We start from the raw sequence: 20025 nt of genomic DNA, 5'->3' as shown, positions 1-20025 counted from the left end.
ACCTCGACGGGTGCCCTGATTTCTGCGACGACCCGAAAGTTTCGCCCCCCAAGAGAAAGTGTCATCCTCCATGAGATGGTTACCAGCCGCCGCGATGCTCTCCACGCTGCTCATCGCGGCCGCCCCCGCCCAGGCCTCGGAGCCGCTGCGCGAGCACGCGGCCGACCGCGGCAAGTTCATCGGCGCGGCCCTGGCCACCGGCCCGCTGTCCAACGAGACGGCCTACCGGAACATCGCGGCCTCGGAGTTCAACCAGGTCACCGCCGAGAACGCGATGAAGTGGGACGCCACGGAGCCCTCCGACGGCCAGTACAACTTCGGCGGCGCCGACCAGATCGTCGCCTTCGCCACCCAGAACAACCAGCAGGTCCACGGCCACACCCTGGTCTGGCACAGCCAGACGCCGAACTGGGTGCAGGGCCTGTCGGCGGCCAACATGCGCACCGCCATGCAGGACCACATCGCCACCGTCGTCGGGCGCTACGCCAGCAACGCCACGGTCGTCTCGTGGGACGTGGTCAACGAGGTCTTCAACGAGGACGGCACCTTCCGCCAGTCGTTCTGGTACAACACGCTCGGCCAGAGCTTCATCGCCGACGCCTTCCGCTACGCCCGCGCCGCCGACCCCAACGCCCGGCTGTGCATCAACGACTACAACGTCGAGGGCATCAACGCCAAGAGCACCGCGATGTACAACCTGGTCAGCAGCCTGCGCCAGCAGGGTGTGCCGGTCGACTGCGTCGGCTTCCAGGGGCACCTGGCCACGCAGTACGGCTTCCCGAGCTCGCTCCAGCAGAACATGGAGCGCTTCGCGGCCCTGGGTGTGCAGGTGCGCGTCACCGAGCTCGACGTGCGGGTGCAGATGCCGCGTGACGCCAACGACGACGCCACCCAGGCCACCTACTACCGCAACGTCATCAACGCCTGCAACGCCGTACAGGCGTGTGCCGGCGTGACCATCTGGGGCTTCACCGACAAGCACTCCTGGGTGCCCGACACCTTCCCCAGCGAGGGCGCGGCGCTCATCTACGACGCCAACTACGCGGTCAAGCCGTCGTACACGGCCGTTCACGACGCCCTGGCCGGGCCGGTGACCGGCGACGACACCACGCCGCCCACGGCTCCGGCCAACCTGGCCGCCTCTGGCACGACGTCGACCTCGACGAACCTGTCGTGGAGCGCCTCGACCGACAACGTGGGCGTGACCGGCTACGAGATCCTGCGCAACGGCACCCAGGTCGGCACCTCGACCACGACCGGCTTCACCGCGTCGGGCCTGACCCCGTCCACGGCCTACCAGTTCCAGGTCCGCGCCCGTGACGCCGCGGGCAACCGTTCGACATTGTCGTCCGCCGTCAACGTGACCACCCAGCCAGGCACCGGCGGAAGCTGCACGGCCACCGCCGTCACCCAGACCCAGTGGAGCACCGGCTACGTGATCCAGCCGGTCACCGTCACCGGTTCGGGGCTGAACGGCTGGACCGTGACCTTCACCCTGCCCGCGGGCCACGCCATCACCGGCTCGTGGAACGCCACCCTGACCGTCAGCGGCCAGACCGTGACCGCCAAGAACATGCCGTACAACGCCGGCTCTGGCGCCACCTTCGGCTTCCAGGCCTCCCGGCCGGCGGGCAACACCGCCCTGCCGACCGGGTTCACCTGCTCCTAGACACGTCGAAACGCCGCTGCGCCTCGTCGATCACCTCGAGATCGGTGAAGGTGTCCAGGGCGGCCTCGTGGTAACGCGCGGGGATCAGGTCCCGGACCCGGTCGGGGTAACCCGCACCGGACTCCGGGACCACCACGCGTGAGGTGGCCAGCTCGACCGCCAGGGGGCCCGACGCGCGGATCGCCTCGGCCCAGCGCACGCCGAACTCGTCGACCGCGCACAGATGATGCGCGTAGACCCAGCGCACCTGGCTGACGTCGGCCGCGTCGGCCGGCTCGACGCCGAAGGGCTCGACCGCGCAGACCACCAGCATCGAACCCGCGCCGAACCGGTGCCCGTGCTGGTGGTGCTCGGAGGGGGAAGCATGTTCGAGCAGCTGCGTGACCCTCAGCGACAGCGCCTGGCGCAGGCCGTCGGGGATCGCCGGACGCCCGGCCAGGACGACGACCAGCACGACGACGAGAGCCGTCGCGGCGAGAGTGCCCGCGACGGCCCACAGTCCTACGAAGCGGCGCAAGTCAGCACCGGGTTGGTGGGCGCGGTGCCCGAGGCGTTGAATCCGAACGACGTCGTGGCGTTGGCCGAGAGGCTTCCGTTGTAGGAGGCGTTCTTCACCGCCACGTTGGGCGCCGGCGATTCGACGACTCCGTTCCATGGCGCGGCGTCGAAGGTCTGCCCGCCGGAGAAGTTCCAGCGGACCGTCCAGCCGTTGATCGGGGTGTTTCCGGTGTTGCGGACGGTGATGTTGGCTCCGAAGTGGCCGGACCAGGTCGAGGTGGTCGCCCAGGTGGCCGTGCAGCCCGCGTTTCCGGTGGGTGTGATGGTCGGCGAGCTCGTCGCGGAGTTGGTCGGGTCGGGCGACTGGGTGCCGCCCTGGTTCGGGCCCACTCCGGTGACCTCGCCGTTGCCGCCGTCGAAGACGACGTCCGAGCAGCTGAAGAAGTTCTCGTTGCTGTCGGAGCGCACCCACTGGATGTAGATGATGTGCCTGCCGGTCTTGCCGGCGGGCAGCTGGCCGTTCCAGTAGTAGTAGTTCAGCTCGCCAGGACCGCCCGACTGCGGCGGGTTGGTGACGCTGGCGAAGGACTCCAGGTCACCCCAGGCGAGCGGGCTGCTGGGGTTCCAGCCGTTCTTGGTCACGTAGAGCCGGAAGGTGCCGGGGTGCGCCGCCCAGTTGCTGAAGCGGAACTGGATGTTGGCGCCCGAGGTCAGGTGGGTCGTGGGCCAGTCGGTGCGGGCGGCGTTGTAGCCGGAGAAGTCGTAGGGTCCGCCGGTGCCGCCGCTGCAGATCTGCCCGTCGGGGATGAATCCGACGGTACGGCCGGCGGCGTCGGAACGCAGCACCGCGAACCAGTTGTACAGGGGTGTGGTGCCGTTGGCGGCGATGGCGGCCGCGCAGGCGGGGTTGTAGGCGATGATCTGGCCGTTGTCCCGCAGGCCGTCCTTCCAGCACAGGAAGGTGCGGCTGCCGGGGAACATGGACACGCCGTGGGCCACCGCGGGCGTGCTCTGGGTGAGCAGGACGACGATGAGCGCCGCGGCCAACGCTGCGAATCTTCGCATGTACTACCTCCTCCTTTGGGAGCGCTCCCAGCATGCGCCCGGGCCATCGCCGCAACAAGCTTGTCAAGTCGGCTCTCACGGTCACCTGGCCCGACTTGTGAAACTTTCACCCGGGTGCCCAGGTGGTTGCCGTGACCGGGGAGGCGTTTTTGGGGGTCTCCGGGCGCCTCCGCCTATTTTGGGAGCGCTCCCAATCTTGGAGGAACCATGCGAGTCCTGATCGGCTTACTCCTCGCCCTGGGCTTCCTGGCCGCACCGGCCGAGGCCGCCCCGGTGATCTGCGAGAAGTACGGCTCCACCTCGATCCAGAACGGCCGCTACATCGTCCAGAACAACGTCTGGGGCGCCGACACCGCGCAGTGCATCGACGTGAACCAGAACGGCGGCTTCACGGTCACCCAGGCCCAGCACAACAACCCCACCAACGGCGCCCCCGCGGGCTACCCCTCCATCTTCGCGGGCTGCCACTACGCCAACTGCACCACCGGCAGCAGCCTGCCGATGCGGGCCTCCGACAGCCGGTTTGGCACCATCCGCACCGGCCTCACCTACGGCTATCCCTCAGGAGGCACCTACAACGCCGCCTACGACCTGTGGTTCGACCCCACCCCGCGAACCGACGGCCAGAACACCGGCGCCGAGATCATGATCTGGCTCAACCGCCAGGGCTCCATCCAGCCGATCGGCTCGCGTGTGGGCACCGCGACGCTGGCCGGGGCCACCTGGGAGGTCTGGTTCGGCAACATCGGCTGGAACGTCGTCTCCTACGTCCGCACCAGCACCGCCACCTCGATCGAGTTCGCCGTCGACGCCTTCTACTCCGACGCCGTCAACCGCGGCCACGCCCAGCGCTCCTGGTACCTGACCAGCGTGCAGGCGGGCTTCGAGCCCTGGGTGGGCGTCGCGGGCCTGTCGGTCAGCAACTTCAGCTACACCATCGGCAGCGGGCCGACCGACCCCACGCCGCCCACGGCTCCGGCCAACCTGGCCGCCTCTGGCACGACGTCGACCTCGACGAACCTGTCGTGGAGCGCCTCGACCGACAACGTGGGCGTGACCCGGTACGAGATCCTGCGCAACGGCACCCAGGTCGGCACCTCGACCACGACCGGCTTCACCGCGTCTGGCCTGACCCCGTCCACGGCCTACCAGTTCCAGGTCCGCGCCCGTGACGCCGCGGGCAACGTCTCGTCGCCGTCGAACACCGTCAGCGTGACCACCCAGTCCGGCGGCGGCAACGGCGGCTGCACGGCCACGGCGAGCGTGCAGTCGCAGTGGCAGAACGGCTACGTCGTCCAGGTGAACGTCCGCAACACCGGCAGCTCCACGATCAACGGCTGGACCGTCGGCTTCACGCTGCCGTCGGGCCACACGATCACCGGCTCCTGGAACGCCGTGCTGAGTGGCTCCACCGCCCGCAACGTCGCCCACAACGGCACCGTGGCTCCCGACGGCTCGACGAGCTTCGGCTTCCAGGCCTCGCGCCCGAACGGCGACACCTCCCTGCCGAGCGGCTTCACCTGCTCCTGAGGCCTACGAGCGCCGGCGGGCTTCCGCCGGCGCTCGTCAGGTCTTCTCGAGCATCGCCGAGGCGATGCGGGTCAGCTGGATCTCCAGCTCCACCCGGTACGACGACGGCAGCCCGCCCTCGCGCTCGCGGTCGGCCAGCTTCTGCCGCATGCCCGCGACCTGCTCCTCGGTCGGCCGTGGCGTCGACAGCAGGTTCTGCAGCACCTGGCGCAGGTCGAGGGCGACGTCCGCGCGGATCCCGCTCTTGGCCAGCACCTCGTGGAAGGCCTGCACGGCCGTGACGACCGTGTCGGCCCGCCGGCTCGGCGTCGGGATCGTCGAGGGCCGCACCGTCCGGGCGGGCGCGGGGGTGGACACCGGGGCGGATCGCTGCGGGAGGCTCGGAGACGGCGTGTGCTGCGGCGTGTGCTCCGGGGTGCGCTCCGGGTTGACGGTGACCGCCGGGTGCGCCGCCGTGCCCGGCCGCTCCTGCGTCGGGGAGGGGGAGCCGGGCAGCAGCGCGGTGATCTCCGCTGCGACTACCACCGCGCAGGCCATCGACGCCGCCACCAGCAGGCCGGTACGCCTGCCCGGCCGGTAGACCAGGGCGCGGGCGGCATCCGCGGCGCTGGGCCGCGCGGCGGGTTCGGCGGCCAGGCACCGCCGTACGAGCCTGGCCAGGGCCCAGGGCGCCCCCGACGGCTTGGGCGGCTTCCCGGCGCGACGCACCTCCTGGAGCTCCTCCCAGGTGGTCTCCGGATAGGGCGTGGTGCCGGTGAGCATCGCGTAGAGCAGCACGCCGAGCGCGTAGACGTCGACGGCGGGATGGGCGGGGGCGGCGCCGATCCGCTCGGGCGCCACGAAGGGCGGCGTGCCGCTGCCGTGGTCGGGGTCGCCGATCCTGGCGGCGATGCCGAAGTCGAGCAGCTTGGGCCCGTCGGGGGTGAGCAGGATGTTCTCCGCCGACACGTCCATGTGGACCACGCCCAGTTCGTGCGTGGCCTGCAGGACCAGGGCGACCCGGCGGCCGATCTCGACGGCCTCCTCCCAGGGCATCGGCCCGTCGCAGATGCGCTCGGCCAGCGGCACCCCGTCGAGCAGGCGCATCACGACATAGGCGGCGATGTCGCCCCGGCTGGTGATGCTCTCGCCGTAGTCGTAGACGTCGACGACGCCCGGATGGCCGATGTGCGCGGTGACCCGCGCCTCCGACCTGGTGCGATCGCGGGCCTCCGGGCCCCCGCGCAGCGGCAGGCTGTGCACCTTGACCGCCACCAGGCGCGACAACGACTGGTCGAAGGCCCGCCAGATGACCGACATACCGCCTTCGGCCAGCGGCTCCAGCAGCAGGTATCGGCGGGCGAGCAGGCTGCCCGCCTCCAGCCCCGGGCCGCGGCCGGCCGCTTCCGCCGGCTGGTCAGGCGGAAGCACGGACGACCAGCTCCGTGGGCAGGATCGGGTCCCGCCTCATCTCTCCTGACAGCAGGATCCTGGTCGCCACGGAGGCCAGTTCCTCGACCGGCTGCCGCACGGTGGTCAGCGCGGGGACGGTCCGCTGGGCGATGGGCGCGTCGTCGAAGCCGATCACCGACACCTGCTCGGGTACGGCACGGCGGGCCCGGCGCAACGTCTGCAGCGCTCCGGCGGCCATCGGGTCCGAGCAGGCGAACACCGCGTCGAGCCCGGGCGCGTGGCTGAGCAGCCACTGCATGGCGTGCGCCCCGGAGGCGGCGGTGAAGTCGCCGTAGGCGACGAGCGGGTCGGGCAGCCCGGCCTCGCGCGTCAGGCGCGTGAATCCGGCGATCCTGTCGCGGGTGACGGAGAGCTGCGGCGGTCCCGCGATCACGGTGAGCCGCTGGCGCCCCGACAGCAGCAGGTGCTCGGCGGCCTGGCGGGCGCCGTCCCTGTTGTCGACGTCGGCGTACGGCAGGCGCAGCGAGTCGGGTGGGCGGCCGATGCACAGAAGGGGGATGCCCGAGGCCGACAGGGCGATGGGCAGCGGATGGCGCTCCCTGGCCCCCAGGAGCAGCACCGGCCCGGTGAAGGAGGGCACGGTGGTGGCGGTGGGCGAGACCGTGGCCATCATGAGCTGGGTTCCGTGTTCCTCGAGCACCGCGTTGGCCGCCGAGAGGAACCTGGTGTAGAACGGCTCGGAGAATAATCGTGGCAGGTGATCGCAGATCACCGCGGTGATGGCGGCCACCTGGCGGCGGGCCGACACCCCGCGCGGGGCCCGGTGTCGCACGTAACCCAGGCGCGACATGGCGTCATAGACCTGTCGCCGGGTGGCGGTGCTGACCCGGACCGAGCCGGAAAGAGCTCTGGAAGCCGTGGCGGGGGAGACTCCTGCCGCGGCTGCGACCTGTGCCAGCGTGGGCAGATCCGACATCGCGCACCCTACCCGAGATCTTGAGAGCGCTCCCAAATTACCAACGTTTCTCCTGTGTTAACAGGCCCTTCTCGGATTTTTCTTGACACGTCTGGTCAAGTCAGGGCGTCAAAACCCGCTCGCAGGTGGGCGACCCTTTCTGTGAGGTCACTGATCGCCGACGACGTCGAGGAGTCGCCCGATTTCCGGGCCTGCTCACGCACCCGCGCCAGCTCCTCCTCCACGGCCGACAGCCGTCGTGCCAGCTCCGGCAGCACCGTCGCCTGGTCCTGGGGCTCACCGGGAGGCAGCTCGCCGGTGAGGCGCTCGCGCAGCAGCAGCGCCTGCTCGGCCAGGCGCCGGTTCATGTTGTAGAGCTCGACGAAGACCTGAACCTTGGCGCGCAGCACCCAGGGGTCGAAGGGCTTGGTCAGGTAGTCGACCGCGCCCGCGGCATAGCCGCGGAAGGCGTAGTCGGGGGCGCTGTCGACGACCGTCAGGAAGATGATCGGGATGTTCCTGGTGCGCTCGCGCCGCTTGATGTGGGCGGCGGTCTCGAACCCGTCCATGCCCGGCATGCGCACGTCGAGCAGGATGAGGGCGAACTCGGTGCCGAGCAGCGCCTTCAGGGCCTCCTCGCCCGACCGTGCCCGCACCGGCACCAGGTCGAGCGAGCTGAGGATCGCCTCCAGGGCGATCAGGTTCTCCTCGCGGTCGTCGACCAGGAGGATCTTCGCGCGATCCGGCATGTGATCAGGATCCTTCCTCGCTGGTGTCGGGGGAGCCGTCGGAGCGGCCGCGGCCGAGCCATCCGCGCAGCCGCTCCAGGAGCCGGTCGACGTCGACCGGCTTGGGCACGTAGTCGGAGGCGCCGGAGGCGATGCTCTTCTCACGGTCGCCCCGCATGACCTTGGCGGTCAGCGCGATGATCGGCAGATCGGCGAACTGCGGCATGCGCCTGATCGCCGAGGTGGTGGCCCAGCCGTCCATCTCCGGCATCATGATGTCCATCAGCACGAGCGCCACGTCCTCGTTGCGTTCGAGCTGCTCGATGCCCTCGCGCCCGTTCTCCGCGAACACCACGGTCGCGCCCTGCTGCTCCAGGACGCTGGTGAGCGCGAAGACGTTGCGGATGTCGTCGTCGACGATGAGGATCTTCGACCCCGACAGCGGGTCCTCGCCCTGCCAGCGGCGCGCCCCGGCGGGCTGCTGCAGCTCGGGAGCCTGCGGCAGCGGCAGGTCGAAGGCGAGCTCGGGCAGTGACACCGGCGGCTCCTCCTGCTGGACCGCAGGCGCCAGGCGAGGCGCCTCGCCGCGCGCGGAAGGGCCGACGTAGGTGGCCGGCAGGAACAGCGTGAACGTGCTGCCCTTGCCCACCTCGCTGTCGACGCGGATCTCGCCGCCGAGCAGCCTGGCGATGTCACGGGAGATCGACAGTCCGAGACCCGTGCCGCCGTACTTTCGGCTGGTGGTGCCGTCGGCCTGGCGGAAGGCCTCGAAGATGATCTCGCGCTTGTCCTGGGCGATGCCGATGCCCGTGTCGATCACCTCGAAGGCGATCACGGTGTCGACGTCGCGCAGGGTGGCGTGCTCGTAGGCGGTGTGGTCGGGCGCCCTGACGACGCGCAGCCGTACCTCGCCCTTCGGGGTGAACTTCACGGCGTTGGACAGCAGGTTGCGCAGGACCTGCTGCAACCGCTGCTCGTCGGTGTGGAGCTCCTGCGGCACCCCGTCGACCTCGATGCTGAAGTTGAGGCCCTTGTCCTGCGCCAGCGGGGCGAAGGCGGCCTCGACGTAGTCGAGCAGCTTGGGCAGCGAGAGCTGGGCGGGATGGATGTCCATCTTGCCCGCCTCGACCTTGGAGACGTCGAGGATGTCGTTGATGAGCTGCAGCAGCTGCGAGCCCGAGCCGTGGATGTGCTTGGCGTACTCGACCTGCTGCTCGGTGAGGTTGCCGTCGGAGTTCTCCGTCAGCAGCTTGGCCAGCACGAGCAGGCTGTTGAGCGGCGTGCGCAGCTCGTGGGACATGTTGGCCAGGAACTCCGACTTGTAGCGGCCGGAGACGGCCAGCTGCTCGGCGCGTTCCTCCAGGGTGCGGCGGGCCTGCTCGATCTGGAAGTTCTGGATCTCGATGGCGCGGTTCTGCTTGGCCAGCAGGGCCGCCTTGTCCTCCAGCTCGGCGTTGGAGCGGCGCAGCTCCTCCTGCTGGCGCTCCAGCTCGTCCGAACGTTCCTGCAGCTCTGTGGTCAGGCGCTGCGACTCCTTGAGCAGGTCTTCCGTGCGGGAGTTGGCGATGATCGTGTTCATCGTGACACCGATGGTCTCGACCAGCTGCGTGAGGAAGTCGAGGTGCACCTCGCGGAACTTGCTGAAGGACGCCAGCTCCAGCACGCCCAGCACGCGGCTCTCGAACAGGATCGGCAGCACCGCGATCTGCACTGGGATCGACCGGCTCAGCCCGCTCTCGATGGTGATGTACTGCGCCGGCACGTCGTCGAGCGTGATCGGCAGCCCCTCCATCGCGGCCTGGCCGACGATGCCCTCGCCCAGGGCGAAGGTCGGGCGCGGGCTGCGTTCGGGCCGCACGCCGTAGCCGCCGATGAGGATGAGGTTCTGCTCGCTCTCCGGATCGATGGCGTAGAAGGCGCCGTAGCGCGCGGTCACCAGCGGGGTGATCTCGCTCATGATCAGCTTGGCCACCTCGACGAGGTCGCGGTGGCCCTGGGTGAGGCGGGAGATGCGGGCCAGGTTGGACTTGAGCCAGTCCTGCTCCTGGTTGGCCTGGGTGGTCTCGCGGAGGTTGGCCACCATCGAGTTGATGTTGTCCTTCAGCTCCGCCAGCTCGCCCTTGGCCTCCTCCTCGATCGAACGGGTCAGGTCGCCCTGGGCCACGGCGCTGGTCACGGTGGCGATGGCGCGGACCTGGTTGGTGAGGTTGCCGGCGAGCTCGTTGACCGACTCGGTGAGGCGCTTCCAGGTGCCCTCCACGCCCTCCACCCGGGCCTGGCCGCCGAGCTGGCCCTCGGAGCCCACCTCGCGGGCGACTCGGGTGACCTCGGACGAGAAAGCGGACAGCTGGTCGACCATGACGTTCATGGTGGTCTTGAGCTGCAGGATCTCGCCCTGGGCGTCAACGTCGATCTTGCGGGTCAGGTCGCCCTTCGCGACGGCGGTCGTGACCTCCGCGATGTTGCGCACCTGCGAGGTCAGGTTGTTGGCCATGAAGTTGACGTTGTCGGTGAGGTCCTTCCACACGCCGGACACGCCCTGCACCCGGGCCTGCCCGCCGAGCTGGCCCTCGGTGCCGACCTCGCGGGCGACTCGGGTCACCTCGTCGGCGAACGACGACAGCTGGTCGACCATTGTGTTGAGGGTGTCCTTCAGCTGGAGGATCTCGCCCTGCGCGTCGACGGTGATCTTCTTGGTCAGGTTGCCCTGGGCCACCGCGGTGGCGACGGTGGCGATGTTGCGGACCTGGATGGTCAGGTTGTTGGCCATGAAGTTGACGTTGTCGGTGAGGTCCTTCCAGGTGCCGGAGACGCCGCTCACCTGGGCCTGGCCGCCGAGCTGGCCCTCGGTGCCGACCTCGCGGGCGACCCGGGTCACCTCGGCCGCGAACGACGACAGCTGGTCGACCATCGTGTTCATGGTCGACTTCAGCTCCAGGATCTCGCCCTGGGCGTCGACGTCGATCTTGCGGGTCAGGTCGCCGTTGGCGACGGCGGTGGTCACCTGGGCGATGTTGCGCACCTGGTAGGTCAGGTTGTTGGCCATGGAGTTCACGTTGTCGGTGAGCTCCTTCCAGACGCCCGAGACACCCTTCACCTCGGCGCGGCCGCCCAGCTTGCCCTCGGTGCCCACCTCGCGGGCCACCCGGCTCACCTCGTCGGCGAACGACGAGAGCTGGTCGACCATCGTGTTGAGGGTGTCCTTCAGCTCCAGGATCTCGCCCTGCGCGTCGACGGTGATCTTCTTGCTGAGGTTGCCCTGGGCCACCGCGGTGGCGACGGTGGCGATGTTGCGGACCTGGATGGTCAGGTTGTTGGCCATGAAGTTGACGTTGTCGGTGAGGTCCTTCCAGGTGCCGGAGACGCCGCTCACCTGGGCCTGGCCGCCGAGCTGGCCCTCGGTGCCGACCTCGCGGGCGACTCGGGTCACCTCTTCCGCGAAGGCGGAGAGCTGGTCGACCATCGTGTTGACGGTGTTCTTCAGCTCGAACATCTCGCCGACCGCGTCGACCGTCACCTTGCGTGACAGGTCGCCCTTGGCCACCGCGGTCGTCACGACCGCGATGTCGCGCACCTGGGCCGAGACCCGGCTCGACATCTGGTTGACGGCCTCGGTGAGGTCGCGCCAGGAGCCCGACATGCCCTTGACGTCGGCGCGTCCGCCCAGCCTGCCCTCGGTGCCGACCTCGCGGGCCACGCGGGTCACCTCCGAGGTGAACAACGAGAGCTGGTCGACCATGCCGTTGATCGCCTTGCCCAGCCGCCGCACCTCGCCACGCGCCGAACGCTCCAGGTCCATCCTGCGTGACAGGTCGCCCTTGGCCACCGCGTCGATCACGTCGGCGGCGCCGCTCACGGGGCTCACCAGCGCGTTGATCAGCATGTTGACCGACTCGACGCTCTCCGCCCACGCCCCGACGCCCGGTCCGGGGGTCAGCCGCTCCTGGAAGCGGCCTTCCTTCACGACCTCCCGCCGCACCCGGTGCAGCTCGTTGGCCAGGTGCTCGCGACGGTCGGCCACCTCGTTGAGCAGGAGACGGACCTCGCTGAGAATCCCGGGAGGCGCATGAGGAACCCGACGGCGGAAATCGCCGTCGCGCCATGAGAAGAGCGTTTCCAGAATCGGAACCAGATCCGACTCGGTATACGTTCTCTCCTCAGGAGTGGAAACAGACATGTGACCTCCTTCACTCCCGGGGTGCAGCCGCGAGTGATGCCAGTCTGTCACGATCGCTTGCCACCAGTCCTGTCCTTGGATTTACCCCATGTCAACGGGAAGTGTGGTAGGCACGGAGCAATGACTGGTTCTACTCGTGCTCTCCTGGCTGCCACCTTCGCTCCTGGCGACAGCGCTGTGCCCTCTGCGCAGCGTTTCACACGTGAGGTGATGACGGCGTGGGCCGCCGCTCCGGTGCTGCGTGTCGCCGAGCAGGTGGCGGGTGACCTGGTGACACAGGTGGCCAACGAGCCTTTCGAGATCATTTGGAAGCACCTGGGCGACGCCGTCCAGGTCGAGCTGCGCCAGCATGTCTCCCACGACTCCGACCCCAAAGGGCCGACCGCCGACGTCGAGGAGTGGGGGATCACCTTCGCGGGCGAATCCCGTGTCCATTGGGCAAGGATCGCCCTACCGGGCCCGCCCGAGCCGGTGCTGGCCGAATGGTCGGAGGAGACCTCGCGCGGCCCCCACTGGCTGGGGTTCCTCGCCGACGCCAGCGACCTGCTCGCCGGAACGCTCGACCCCGGCATGGTCCCGGCCATCATCGCCCAGATCGTCGTGCCCCGCCTGGCCACCTGGTGCGCCGTCTACACGATCGAGTCCGCCTCCGCCCCGGCCAACCTGGCCTACCTGTGGCACTCCGACGAGTCGCGCAACGACGACCTGCGCGCCATGCTGACCGGCTTCGTCGTGCCCCGCGGCATCTCGGTCGCGCACCTGGGCGACTCCCAGGTCGTGTCGGTGCCGCTCATCGCGCGCGGGCGCGCCCTCGGCGTGATGTGCCTGGGCAGGCCCGACCGGTTCCCCGACGAGACCGTCCAGTTCGCCGAAGACATCTCCCGCCGCGCCGCCCTGGCCCTCGACAACGCCCGGCTCTACGCCGAGCAGGCGGCCGCCCGCCGCGCCCTGCAGCGCAGCCTGCTGCCGCCGAGCGAGCCCGTCGTGCCCGGCCTCGACTACGGCGTCATCTACGAGCCCGCGGGCGAGGGCAACGAGGTCGGCGGCGACTTCTACGACCTGTTCAAGGCCGGTGACGGCTCCTGGCGCTTCGCCATCGGCGACGTGTGCGGCACCGGCCCCGAGGCCGCCGCCGTCACCGGGCTGGCCCGCCACACGCTGCGCCTGCTGGCCCGCGAGGGGTACGGCGTGGCCGCCGTGCTGGGGCGGCTCAACCAGGCGATCCTGGAGGAGGGCGAGCGTGCCCGATTCCTCACCCTGCTCCACGGCGAGATCACGCCGGGCGAGTCGGGGCTGGAGCTGCGCATGGTGTCGGCCGGTCACCCCGAGGCGCTGCGGTTGCGCCCCAGTGGGGTGGTCGAGCCGGTGACGACGCCGCAGTCGCTGCTCGGGGTCTTCCCCGAGGTGGTCTTCGAGGCCGACACGGTGCACCTCGATCCCGACGACGTGCTGCTGGCCGTCACCGACGGGGTGACGGAACGGCGCAGCGGCGGACGGTTGCTCGATGACGAGGGCGGGCTGGGCAAGATGCTCGCCGAGTGCGCGGGGCTGTCGGCGCGTGCCGTGGCCGAGCGCATCCGCCGCGGTGCCGCCGACTTCGCCCCCGAACCCAGCGCCGACGACCAGGCGATCCTGGTGCTACGAGCCGAGCGCTAGCCGTACGGCCGCCTCCGGTTCTACGGCGAGGTCGGCTGGTCTCGCAGGCCGAAGCGTTCCGCGAATGCGGCCATCTCCTCGCGGCGGGCCGACGGCTCATCGGCGGTGGCGCTCACCACGATGCGGGTGACCCCCTGCCGGGCGAGCGCCTCGACCTGCTCGGGCGTGATGTCGATCGACCCGGTCCTGGTGTACTCCAGCGCGTCAGGATCCCGCCCCGCCTCCACGGCCGCCGATCGGGCGATCTCCCACTGCGCGGCCCGCTCCGCGGCGGTGAGCGCGCCGCCCGGGAAGAACCCGTCTCCACGCCGCCCCGCGCGCCGCGCGGCCGCCGGGCTGGACCCGCCGACGTGGATCGGCAGCCTGCCCAGCGGCCTGGGAAACTGCACGAGCCCCTCGAAGGAGAAGAACTCCCCGCCGAAGGCGACGCCGTCCTCGCCGCCCTCCCACAGCAGGCGCAGGACGTCGATGGCCTCGTCGGCGCGCCGTCCGCGCGTGGCGAAGTCGGCCCCCACGGCCGCTGCCTCGCCCGGCAGCGCGCCGAGTCCCACGGTCAGCAGCCGCATGCGCCCCTTCGACAGCACGTCGACGGTGGCCAGCCGCTTGGCCAGGACGACCGGATGGTGGTACGGCAGCAGCAACACGCCCGTGCCGAGCAGGATGCGACGCGTCGACGCCGCCACGAAGCCCAGCGTGTCGAGCGGGTCGAGGTATGGCAGAGCGGGCGGCAGCTCGTAGCGCCCGACCATCGCGCCCTTGTAGAGCACGATGTGCTCGGGCACGTAGAAGGACTCGAAGCCGCACTCCTCCGCGTCCTGCGCGTAGGCCGTGATCCGGTCGGGATCGATGCCGTGGTAGGGCGTGCTGTAGCTGATGCCGAACTTCATGCCGGCGACACTAGAACCCTGCCGCCGGTGTCAGGGCAACTCACACCGGGTCGAGCCAGTTGCGCCAGACCCAGCCGCCCTTGTAGTTGCCCTGGCTGATCTTCACCCAGTGCGACGGTCCGGTGCCGGGTTCCGCGCAGGTGCCGAAGACCGGGCGCTCGCGGTCGGGAGAGATCCAGGCCTGGGTCGTGTACTTCTTGCCGGGGCCCGACTTGACCGGGATCGGCTTGTCGGCGTCCACGTAGTAGCGGCAGATCGCCGTGGTGGTCGGGCTGGCCTCGGCGGACGGTGCGGCCGGTGCCGACCCGGTCGTCGTCGACGTGGGCGTCGGCGTCGGTGTGGGCGTGGCGGTGGCCGCCGACGCCGGTCCTGCGACGAGGCCGGCGAGCGTGACAGCCCCGGCAAGGGTGGCGCCGGCTACCGCACGAAGGGCGAGACCCATGATGATTCCCCCAGTTCATCGCACCGCGGTCGGGTGCACCCCATCGATGATTAGGGACAAATCTGGACAAATGAAGCGGGTTGATGAAGGTCTGATGAGCGGATTGCCGACTCTGTACGAAGGTCCCCGCCAGCTATGCCGATTTGCGCAAGTGTTCTTCGCAGTGCGTTGCCATGGAGCGATCGTCTAAGGGCACGGCATGATCCCCAGCGACACGGAGGCTCAGTTGCGTCTGCCCCGGCTGACCAGATTCCTGCTCGTCCTCACCACGGTGTTCGCCTTCACCGTGCCGACATCGGCACCGGCCTCGGCCGCGGTCTACCCCACCTGCACGATCGCCAGGTGCGACGACGCGCGGACCGCGCGCGCCGGCTGGGCGGCCCTGGGCTTCCCGACCAGCCGAGGCTGGTACTACTGGAGCCCCACCGGCCTGTACAACTTCACGGGCGGGCGCCATTACAACCGCGAGCGCCAGCTGCCCGTGGCGGCCACCTACTACGAGTACGACCTCTACTCGCGTGACAGGGGCGCCCGCCGCGACGCCCTGCGGATCGTGGTCAACCGCGCCACCGGCGCGACCTGGTTCACGCCGGACCACTATCGCAACTTCTACCGGCTGAACTGACGGACCAGGGCGGCCCTCGCGGTCGAGGAGCCGCCCGCCGCTCGTCAGTCGCGCTCGACCGTGTCCTCCAGGACGATGCGGCCGATGAGCCGGTAGCGGTCCGGGCGCCGGGCCTTGAGGTAGAGCGCCAGGGCCGCGCCGGCCACCGCGAACCCGATCACGATCCACGGGATGGCGGTGAACAGCGCCGACTCGGCGGCGGCTCCCGCGGCCGCCTTCTGGTTCTGCAGCAGCAGGACCACCACGTAGCCCATGAGCAGGCCGCCGGCCAGCGGCGCGATCAGGGTGCGCCAGGTGTTCGCCGTCTCCTGGTGCTTCTTCTTGACGTGGAAGTAGCCGATGACCGCGAACGAGCACATGGTCTGCACGATGAGGATCGCCATCGTGCCCAGGACCGCCAGCAGCGTGTACAGGTGCAGGTAGGGGTCCATGCCTGCGGCGAAGAAGGCCACCACGAGGACGAGGGAGACGCCCGTCTGCACGAAACCGGCGATGTGCGGCGAGCCGTGGACCGGGTGCGTACGGCCCAGCGTGCGTGCCGTACCGGGGATGAGGTTCTCGCGGCCGATCGCGTAGAGGTAGCGGGAGGCGCAGTTGTGGAAGGCCATCGCGCAGGCGAACGAGCCGGTCAGGATGAGGATCTTGAACAGGCCGACCGACCAGGCTCCGAAGAGCTCGCCGGCGGGCTTGAAGAAGATCTCGGCGAACGACTCGGCCGCCAGGGCGGTCGCGCCCTTGCCGTTCGCGGCGACCGTCATCCACGAGACGAAGGTGTAGAACAGGCCGATGCCGACCACCGACACGAGCGTGGCGATCGGGATGATGCGCTTGGGCTCGCGCGACTCCTCGCCGTACATGGCGGTCGACTCGAAGCCCACCCACGACCAGAAGCACATGAACAGGCCCAGGCCCACGGCGCCCTCGGCCAGGCCGGTGACGGTGAAGGCGTTGACCGGGTTGAGCGTCTCGGCCATCAGGCCGTCGGGGCCGCCGCCGGTGACCAGGGTGCCCAGGGCGACCGCCCCGAGCATCGCGATCTCGGTGATCAGGAAGACGCCGAGCACCTTGGCGGTCAGGTTGATGTCGAAGTAGCTCAGGACGGCGTTGAGCGCCAGCCCGACGACGGCGAAGATCAGCCAGTGGATCTCCACGCCCGCCATGGTCTTGAACAGGTCGTGCGCCGAGTAGGCGAAGAAGCCGATGATCGAGGCCTCGAAGACCACGTAGGCCATGGTCGCCAGCAGTCCGGCGACCATGCCCGCGACCTGGCCCAGGCCGTGCGAGATGTAGCCGTAGAAGGCGCCCGCGGCGGTGATGTGCTTGGCCATCGCGGTGTAGCCGACGCTGAAGATGGTCAGCACGACGGTGGCGAACAGGTAGGCGGCGGGAACGCCGAGGCCGTTGCCGAAGCCCACGACCATCGGGACGTTTCCGGTCATCGCGGTGATGGGCGCGGCGGTGGCCACGGCCATGAATATGACGCCGACGAGGCCTACCGCGTTCTTCTTGAGGCGGTTGACCTCTGGCGTGTGCTCAGCGGTTGTTGTCACGTTCAACCCTCCGGAGGGCGCTGGGGTGGCGCGATGCTGGCAGGCCGGAGGGCCGACGTTCAATGAGGTCGGAGGGGGTAACTGTTGACGATCTGTCAGATGTGCTTGCGGGCGAACTCCAGCTGCGCGCTCAGCTGGGCGATGCGCTCGCCGACGACGAGCGAGCGGCGGCCCGACTCGTACATGTAGACGTCGTGCTCGCGGCTGTGCTCGGCGAGCTTGGCGATGTACTTCTCGAGCTGCCTGGTCGTGATGACCTTCTCGGTCTCGCTGGCCAGGATCAGCACGGGCTGCTTGATCCGGTCGACGTAGGTGATGGGCGAGCTGGCGGCGTACCGTTCGGGCTGCTCGGTCGGCGAGCCGCCGAACACCGAGCGGTACAACGCGCGCAGACCCTCGGTGGCGTCCTCGTAGGCGGTGACGCAGCAGCCGATGGGCATGTTCGCGATGCCCGCCGCCCACAACTCCGGCTGGGTGCCCAGACCCAGCAGGGTCAGGAAGCCGCCCCACAGCCGGCCGCTCAGCGCGGTGCGGTCGGGGTCGATGATGCCGCGGGTGACCAGGTGCTGGCGCACCGCCGCCGCATCGCTCAGCTCGATGTGGCCCACCTCGCCGTGCAGCGCGTCACGCCAGGCCGCGCCGTACCCGGTCGAACCCCGGTAGTTGACCCGCACCACGGCGAATCCGGCGTCGACCCACGCCGCTACCTCGGGGGAGAACGAGTCGTTGTCGTGCAGCCACGGCCCGCGGTGCAGCAGGAAGACGGCCGGGTGCGGCCCGGAACCGTGCTCGGGACGCGAGACGAGCGCGTGGATGCGCCCGCCCTCGCCCTCGACGTCGATGTCCTCGACGGGCACGCTCGGCGGAGCGGACGGGCCGCCCTGCATGACCAGCTGGCCGGTCGTCGAGCGGATGACCGGCGGGCGCGAGCCGCTGGACCAGGAGTACTCCACCTGGCCGCCGGGGCGCGGCCGGGCCTCGTCGATGACGCCGTGCGGGGTGTCGATGGGGGTCAGGCCGCCGCCGGCCAGGTCGTAGCGGTGAAGGTAGGTGCGTGCCCGCTCCTCGCGCCTGATGAGCAGCGCCCGGCCGTCGGCGTACCACTCGGCGCTCAGCTCGCCCGAGTCCTTCAGCCAGATCTCGCGGCGCTCATCGGTGACCGGGTCCCACACGAGGGGCTCGCTACGGCGGCGCCGCTCGTGCAGCGCCAGCAGGCGCCGGTCGCCCAGCACGGGCGAGAAACTCATGCCGCGTACGGCCTTGCCCGGGTCGGACAGCTCGCCCACCACCTGGCCGTCCTGGCGCACCACGCGCAGCGCCGGGTGGCGGAAGTCGCCGTCCTCGGTGTGGTTGAGCGCGACCAGCTCGCCGTCGAGGGTCATGTCGGTGACCCAGGCGGCCTCCGAGTGCTCGTAGAGAGCGCGTGGCTGCTCTCCGGGGCGGATCTGGTAGGTGGCGAAGTAGCCGCCGTGCGCGAGGCTGATGACCGCCACGCCGGTGGCCGACACGGCCAGGCCTCCCGGCTGGCCGATCTCCACGCCGGGCGCGACGACCTCGTCGGGCCCGCCGCGGAACGGCTGGCGCATCCACATGCCCAGCTCGTCGCCGTCGATGCCGCGGAACCAGTAGATCCACTGGCCCGTGGGGTCGATCGCGGCGTACTCGGTCGTACCCGCGGGCTGGTCGGTGACCTGGCGGGTGGCGCCGGTGGTGCGGTCCCAGGCGTAGATCTCCCAGGTGCCGGAGGCGTCGCAGCGATAGATCGCTCGGTTCGGGGCCTGACGTGCCCAGGTGGGCAGCGTCATCCGGGGAGCCCGGAACCTGGCTTGCCAGCGTTCCTCGGCCTTCATCAGCCGCGTTCCCTCCTCTGGCCCGGCCTAGGTTGCCGTCCAGTATTGCGCCTGAGGCCAGAGAAGATGTGGTGATTGTGCGGGAATATGAGGAAATTACTCCTCAAACCGCCCATCAGTAACATCAGCCACACCAGTCAGTCAAGAAAGGGGTCTTGATCATGCTAGGGCTTCGAAGGTAGACAGGTGAAACTCGGCCTCCACCGCTACCTTGCCATGATTTTTCGCCAGGCGTTCCTTGAGCCCTGACATGTCGGTGTGCCACGCGCTTGGTCCCATCGCCACCACCTGAACGATCTCCGCGCTGCCGAGCAGCATCCCGGCCCTCACGGTCCGCCTCCCGACCTCGGTGAAACCGGCCAGGCTCCGGGAGATCCGCTGCTCCTTTGCATCATCAACCGACAACAGACCCAGTTCGTCAACCAGGGGACTGAGATGTGACCTTCCCGGTGTCACGACCACCAGCCTGCCGCCCGGTCTGAGCACGCGGAGGAACTCCGGGCCGTTGCGCGGGGCGAAGACGTCGAGCAGCAGGTCAGCGGCGTTGTCGGCGATGGGGAGCGGCTTCCAGACGTCCGCGACGAAGGCGCCCAGGCGCTCGTGGGCCCTGGCGGCGCGCTTGATCGCGTGCTTGGAGATGTCGAAGGCGATGCCCGTGGCTCCGGGCAGGCCGTCGAGCACGGCGGCGAGGTAGTAGCCGGTACCGGCTCCGGCGTCGACGACGACCGGGGAGCCGTGGACGGCTTTCGCGGCGAGCTCCGAAAGCTCGGTGGCGAGGGGGGCGTAGTGCCCTGCGGCGAGGAAGTCGGCGCGGGCGGCGACCATCTCGGGGGTGTCGGCGGTTCCCGGCGCCTGGGAACCGGCCAGGAAGCTCACATATCCCTGCCGCGCCACGTCGAAGGCGTGTCGCCGGGGGCATCGCACCGCGCCGTCCGCGAGCCGTACCGGGTCGTGGCAGACCGGGCAGCGGAGGTGGTCGACGATGTCAGCGAGCATCCGTC

General features: G+C 69.8%; 15 protein-coding genes. 4 read left to right on the top strand and 11 right to left on the bottom strand.

Features of this window, described 5'->3' with window-relative positions:
* Window positions 1-70: 70 nt before the first annotated feature.
* Complete coding sequence (locus tag HNR30_RS14160; RefSeq protein WP_181610304.1) at window positions 71-1669, top strand: endo-1,4-beta-xylanase; 1599 nt, start codon at window positions 71-73, stop codon at window positions 1667-1669.
* Here the strand turns inward: HNR30_RS14160 and HNR30_RS14155 are convergent.
* The gene (locus HNR30_RS14155) at window positions 1656-2186 is read right to left on the bottom strand and encodes a hypothetical protein (RefSeq protein ID WP_181610303.1); all 531 of its coding nucleotides are present in this window, start codon (window positions 2184-2186) and stop codon (window positions 1656-1658) included. The two genes, HNR30_RS14160 and HNR30_RS14155, sit on opposite strands and share 14 nt — an antisense overlap.
* A complete protein-coding gene (locus HNR30_RS14150; RefSeq protein ID WP_181610302.1) occupies window positions 2171-3232 on the bottom strand; it encodes a lytic polysaccharide monooxygenase in 1062 nt (353 codons plus the stop codon). The genes HNR30_RS14155 and HNR30_RS14150 overlap by 16 nt, the downstream gene beginning before the upstream one ends.
* Before the next feature lie 207 nt (window positions 3233-3439).
* Here HNR30_RS14150 and HNR30_RS14145 point away from each other — a divergent pair, with 207 nt between their 5' ends.
* On the top strand, window positions 3440-4762 hold the full coding sequence (locus HNR30_RS14145; protein WP_181610301.1) for a GH12 family glycosyl hydrolase domain-containing protein: 1323 nt from the start codon (window positions 3440-3442) through the stop codon (window positions 4760-4762).
* Between the two features lie 36 nt (window positions 4763-4798).
* On the opposite strand, the gene HNR30_RS14140 is transcribed toward HNR30_RS14145, so the two are convergent.
* The 4 genes from HNR30_RS14140 to HNR30_RS14125 all read right to left on the bottom strand — a co-directional run bounded on the left by HNR30_RS14140 (window position 4799) and on the right by HNR30_RS14125 (window position 12014).
* Window positions 4799-6172 carry a protein kinase domain-containing protein gene (locus HNR30_RS14140; RefSeq protein WP_181610300.1) on the bottom strand — a complete coding sequence of 458 codons (1374 nt, stop codon included), beginning with the start codon at window positions 6170-6172 and terminating at the stop codon, window positions 4799-4801.
* Entirely contained in the window at window positions 6159-7130 is a 972-nt protein-coding gene (locus HNR30_RS14135; protein ID WP_181610299.1) for a LacI family DNA-binding transcriptional regulator, read from the bottom strand. The genes HNR30_RS14140 and HNR30_RS14135 overlap by 14 nt, the downstream gene beginning before the upstream one ends.
* A gap of 95 nt (window positions 7131-7225) precedes the next feature.
* On the bottom strand, window positions 7226-7858 hold the full coding sequence (locus HNR30_RS14130; RefSeq protein WP_181610298.1) for a response regulator: 633 nt from the start codon (window positions 7856-7858) through the stop codon (window positions 7226-7228).
* Window positions 7859-7862: 4 nt separating this feature from the next.
* Complete coding sequence (locus HNR30_RS14125) at window positions 7863-12014, bottom strand: hybrid sensor histidine kinase/response regulator (protein ID WP_181610297.1); 4152 nt, start codon at window positions 12012-12014, stop codon at window positions 7863-7865.
* A 210-nt stretch (window positions 12015-12224) separates the two neighbouring features.
* Here HNR30_RS14125 and HNR30_RS14120 point away from each other — a divergent pair, with 210 nt between their 5' ends.
* Window positions 12225-13670 (top strand): PP2C family protein-serine/threonine phosphatase, encoded by a 1446-nt coding sequence (locus HNR30_RS14120; RefSeq protein ID WP_246378568.1) that lies wholly within the window; start codon window positions 12225-12227, stop codon window positions 13668-13670.
* A 20-nt stretch (window positions 13671-13690) separates the two neighbouring features.
* Here the strand turns inward: HNR30_RS14120 and HNR30_RS14115 are convergent, their stop codons facing one another.
* Together HNR30_RS14115 and HNR30_RS14110 are read right to left on the bottom strand one after the other, a co-directional pair.
* Window positions 13691-14557 carry an LLM class F420-dependent oxidoreductase gene (locus HNR30_RS14115; RefSeq protein WP_181610296.1) on the bottom strand — a complete coding sequence of 289 codons (867 nt, stop codon included), beginning with the start codon at window positions 14555-14557 and terminating at the stop codon, window positions 13691-13693.
* 40 nt (window positions 14558-14597) lie between these two features.
* The gene (locus tag HNR30_RS14110; RefSeq protein WP_181610295.1) at window positions 14598-14999 is read right to left on the bottom strand and encodes a hypothetical protein; all 402 of its coding nucleotides are present in this window, start codon (window positions 14997-14999) and stop codon (window positions 14598-14600) included.
* A 199-nt stretch (window positions 15000-15198) separates the two neighbouring features.
* On the opposite strand from HNR30_RS14110, the gene HNR30_RS14105 reads away from it, so the two are divergent.
* Entirely contained in the window at window positions 15199-15624 is a 426-nt protein-coding gene (locus tag HNR30_RS14105; RefSeq protein WP_181610294.1) for a ribonuclease domain-containing protein, read from the top strand.
* Between the two features lie 44 nt (window positions 15625-15668).
* On the opposite strand, the gene HNR30_RS14100 is transcribed toward HNR30_RS14105, so the two are convergent.
* The 3 genes from HNR30_RS14100 to HNR30_RS14090 form a co-directional block, all read right to left on the bottom strand.
* Entirely contained in the window at window positions 15669-17174 is a 1506-nt protein-coding gene (locus HNR30_RS14100; protein ID WP_220133575.1) for an APC family permease, read from the bottom strand.
* A 95-nt stretch (window positions 17175-17269) separates the two neighbouring features.
* Window positions 17270-19024 carry a prolyl oligopeptidase family serine peptidase gene (locus tag HNR30_RS14095; protein WP_181610293.1) on the bottom strand — a complete coding sequence of 585 codons (1755 nt, stop codon included), beginning with the start codon at window positions 19022-19024 and terminating at the stop codon, window positions 17270-17272.
* Between the two features lie 159 nt (window positions 19025-19183).
* Entirely contained in the window at window positions 19184-20020 is an 837-nt protein-coding gene (locus tag HNR30_RS14090) for a putative RNA methyltransferase (protein WP_181610292.1), read from the bottom strand.
* Window positions 20021-20025: the final 5 nt, after the last annotated feature.

Source organism: Nonomuraea soli (assembly GCF_013761175.1).
Classification (GTDB): Bacteria; Actinomycetota; Actinomycetes; order Streptosporangiales; family Streptosporangiaceae; genus Nonomuraea; species Nonomuraea soli.
Note: the sequence above shows the minus strand (reverse complement) of the source record. Positions and strands in the feature narration are given on the sequence as shown.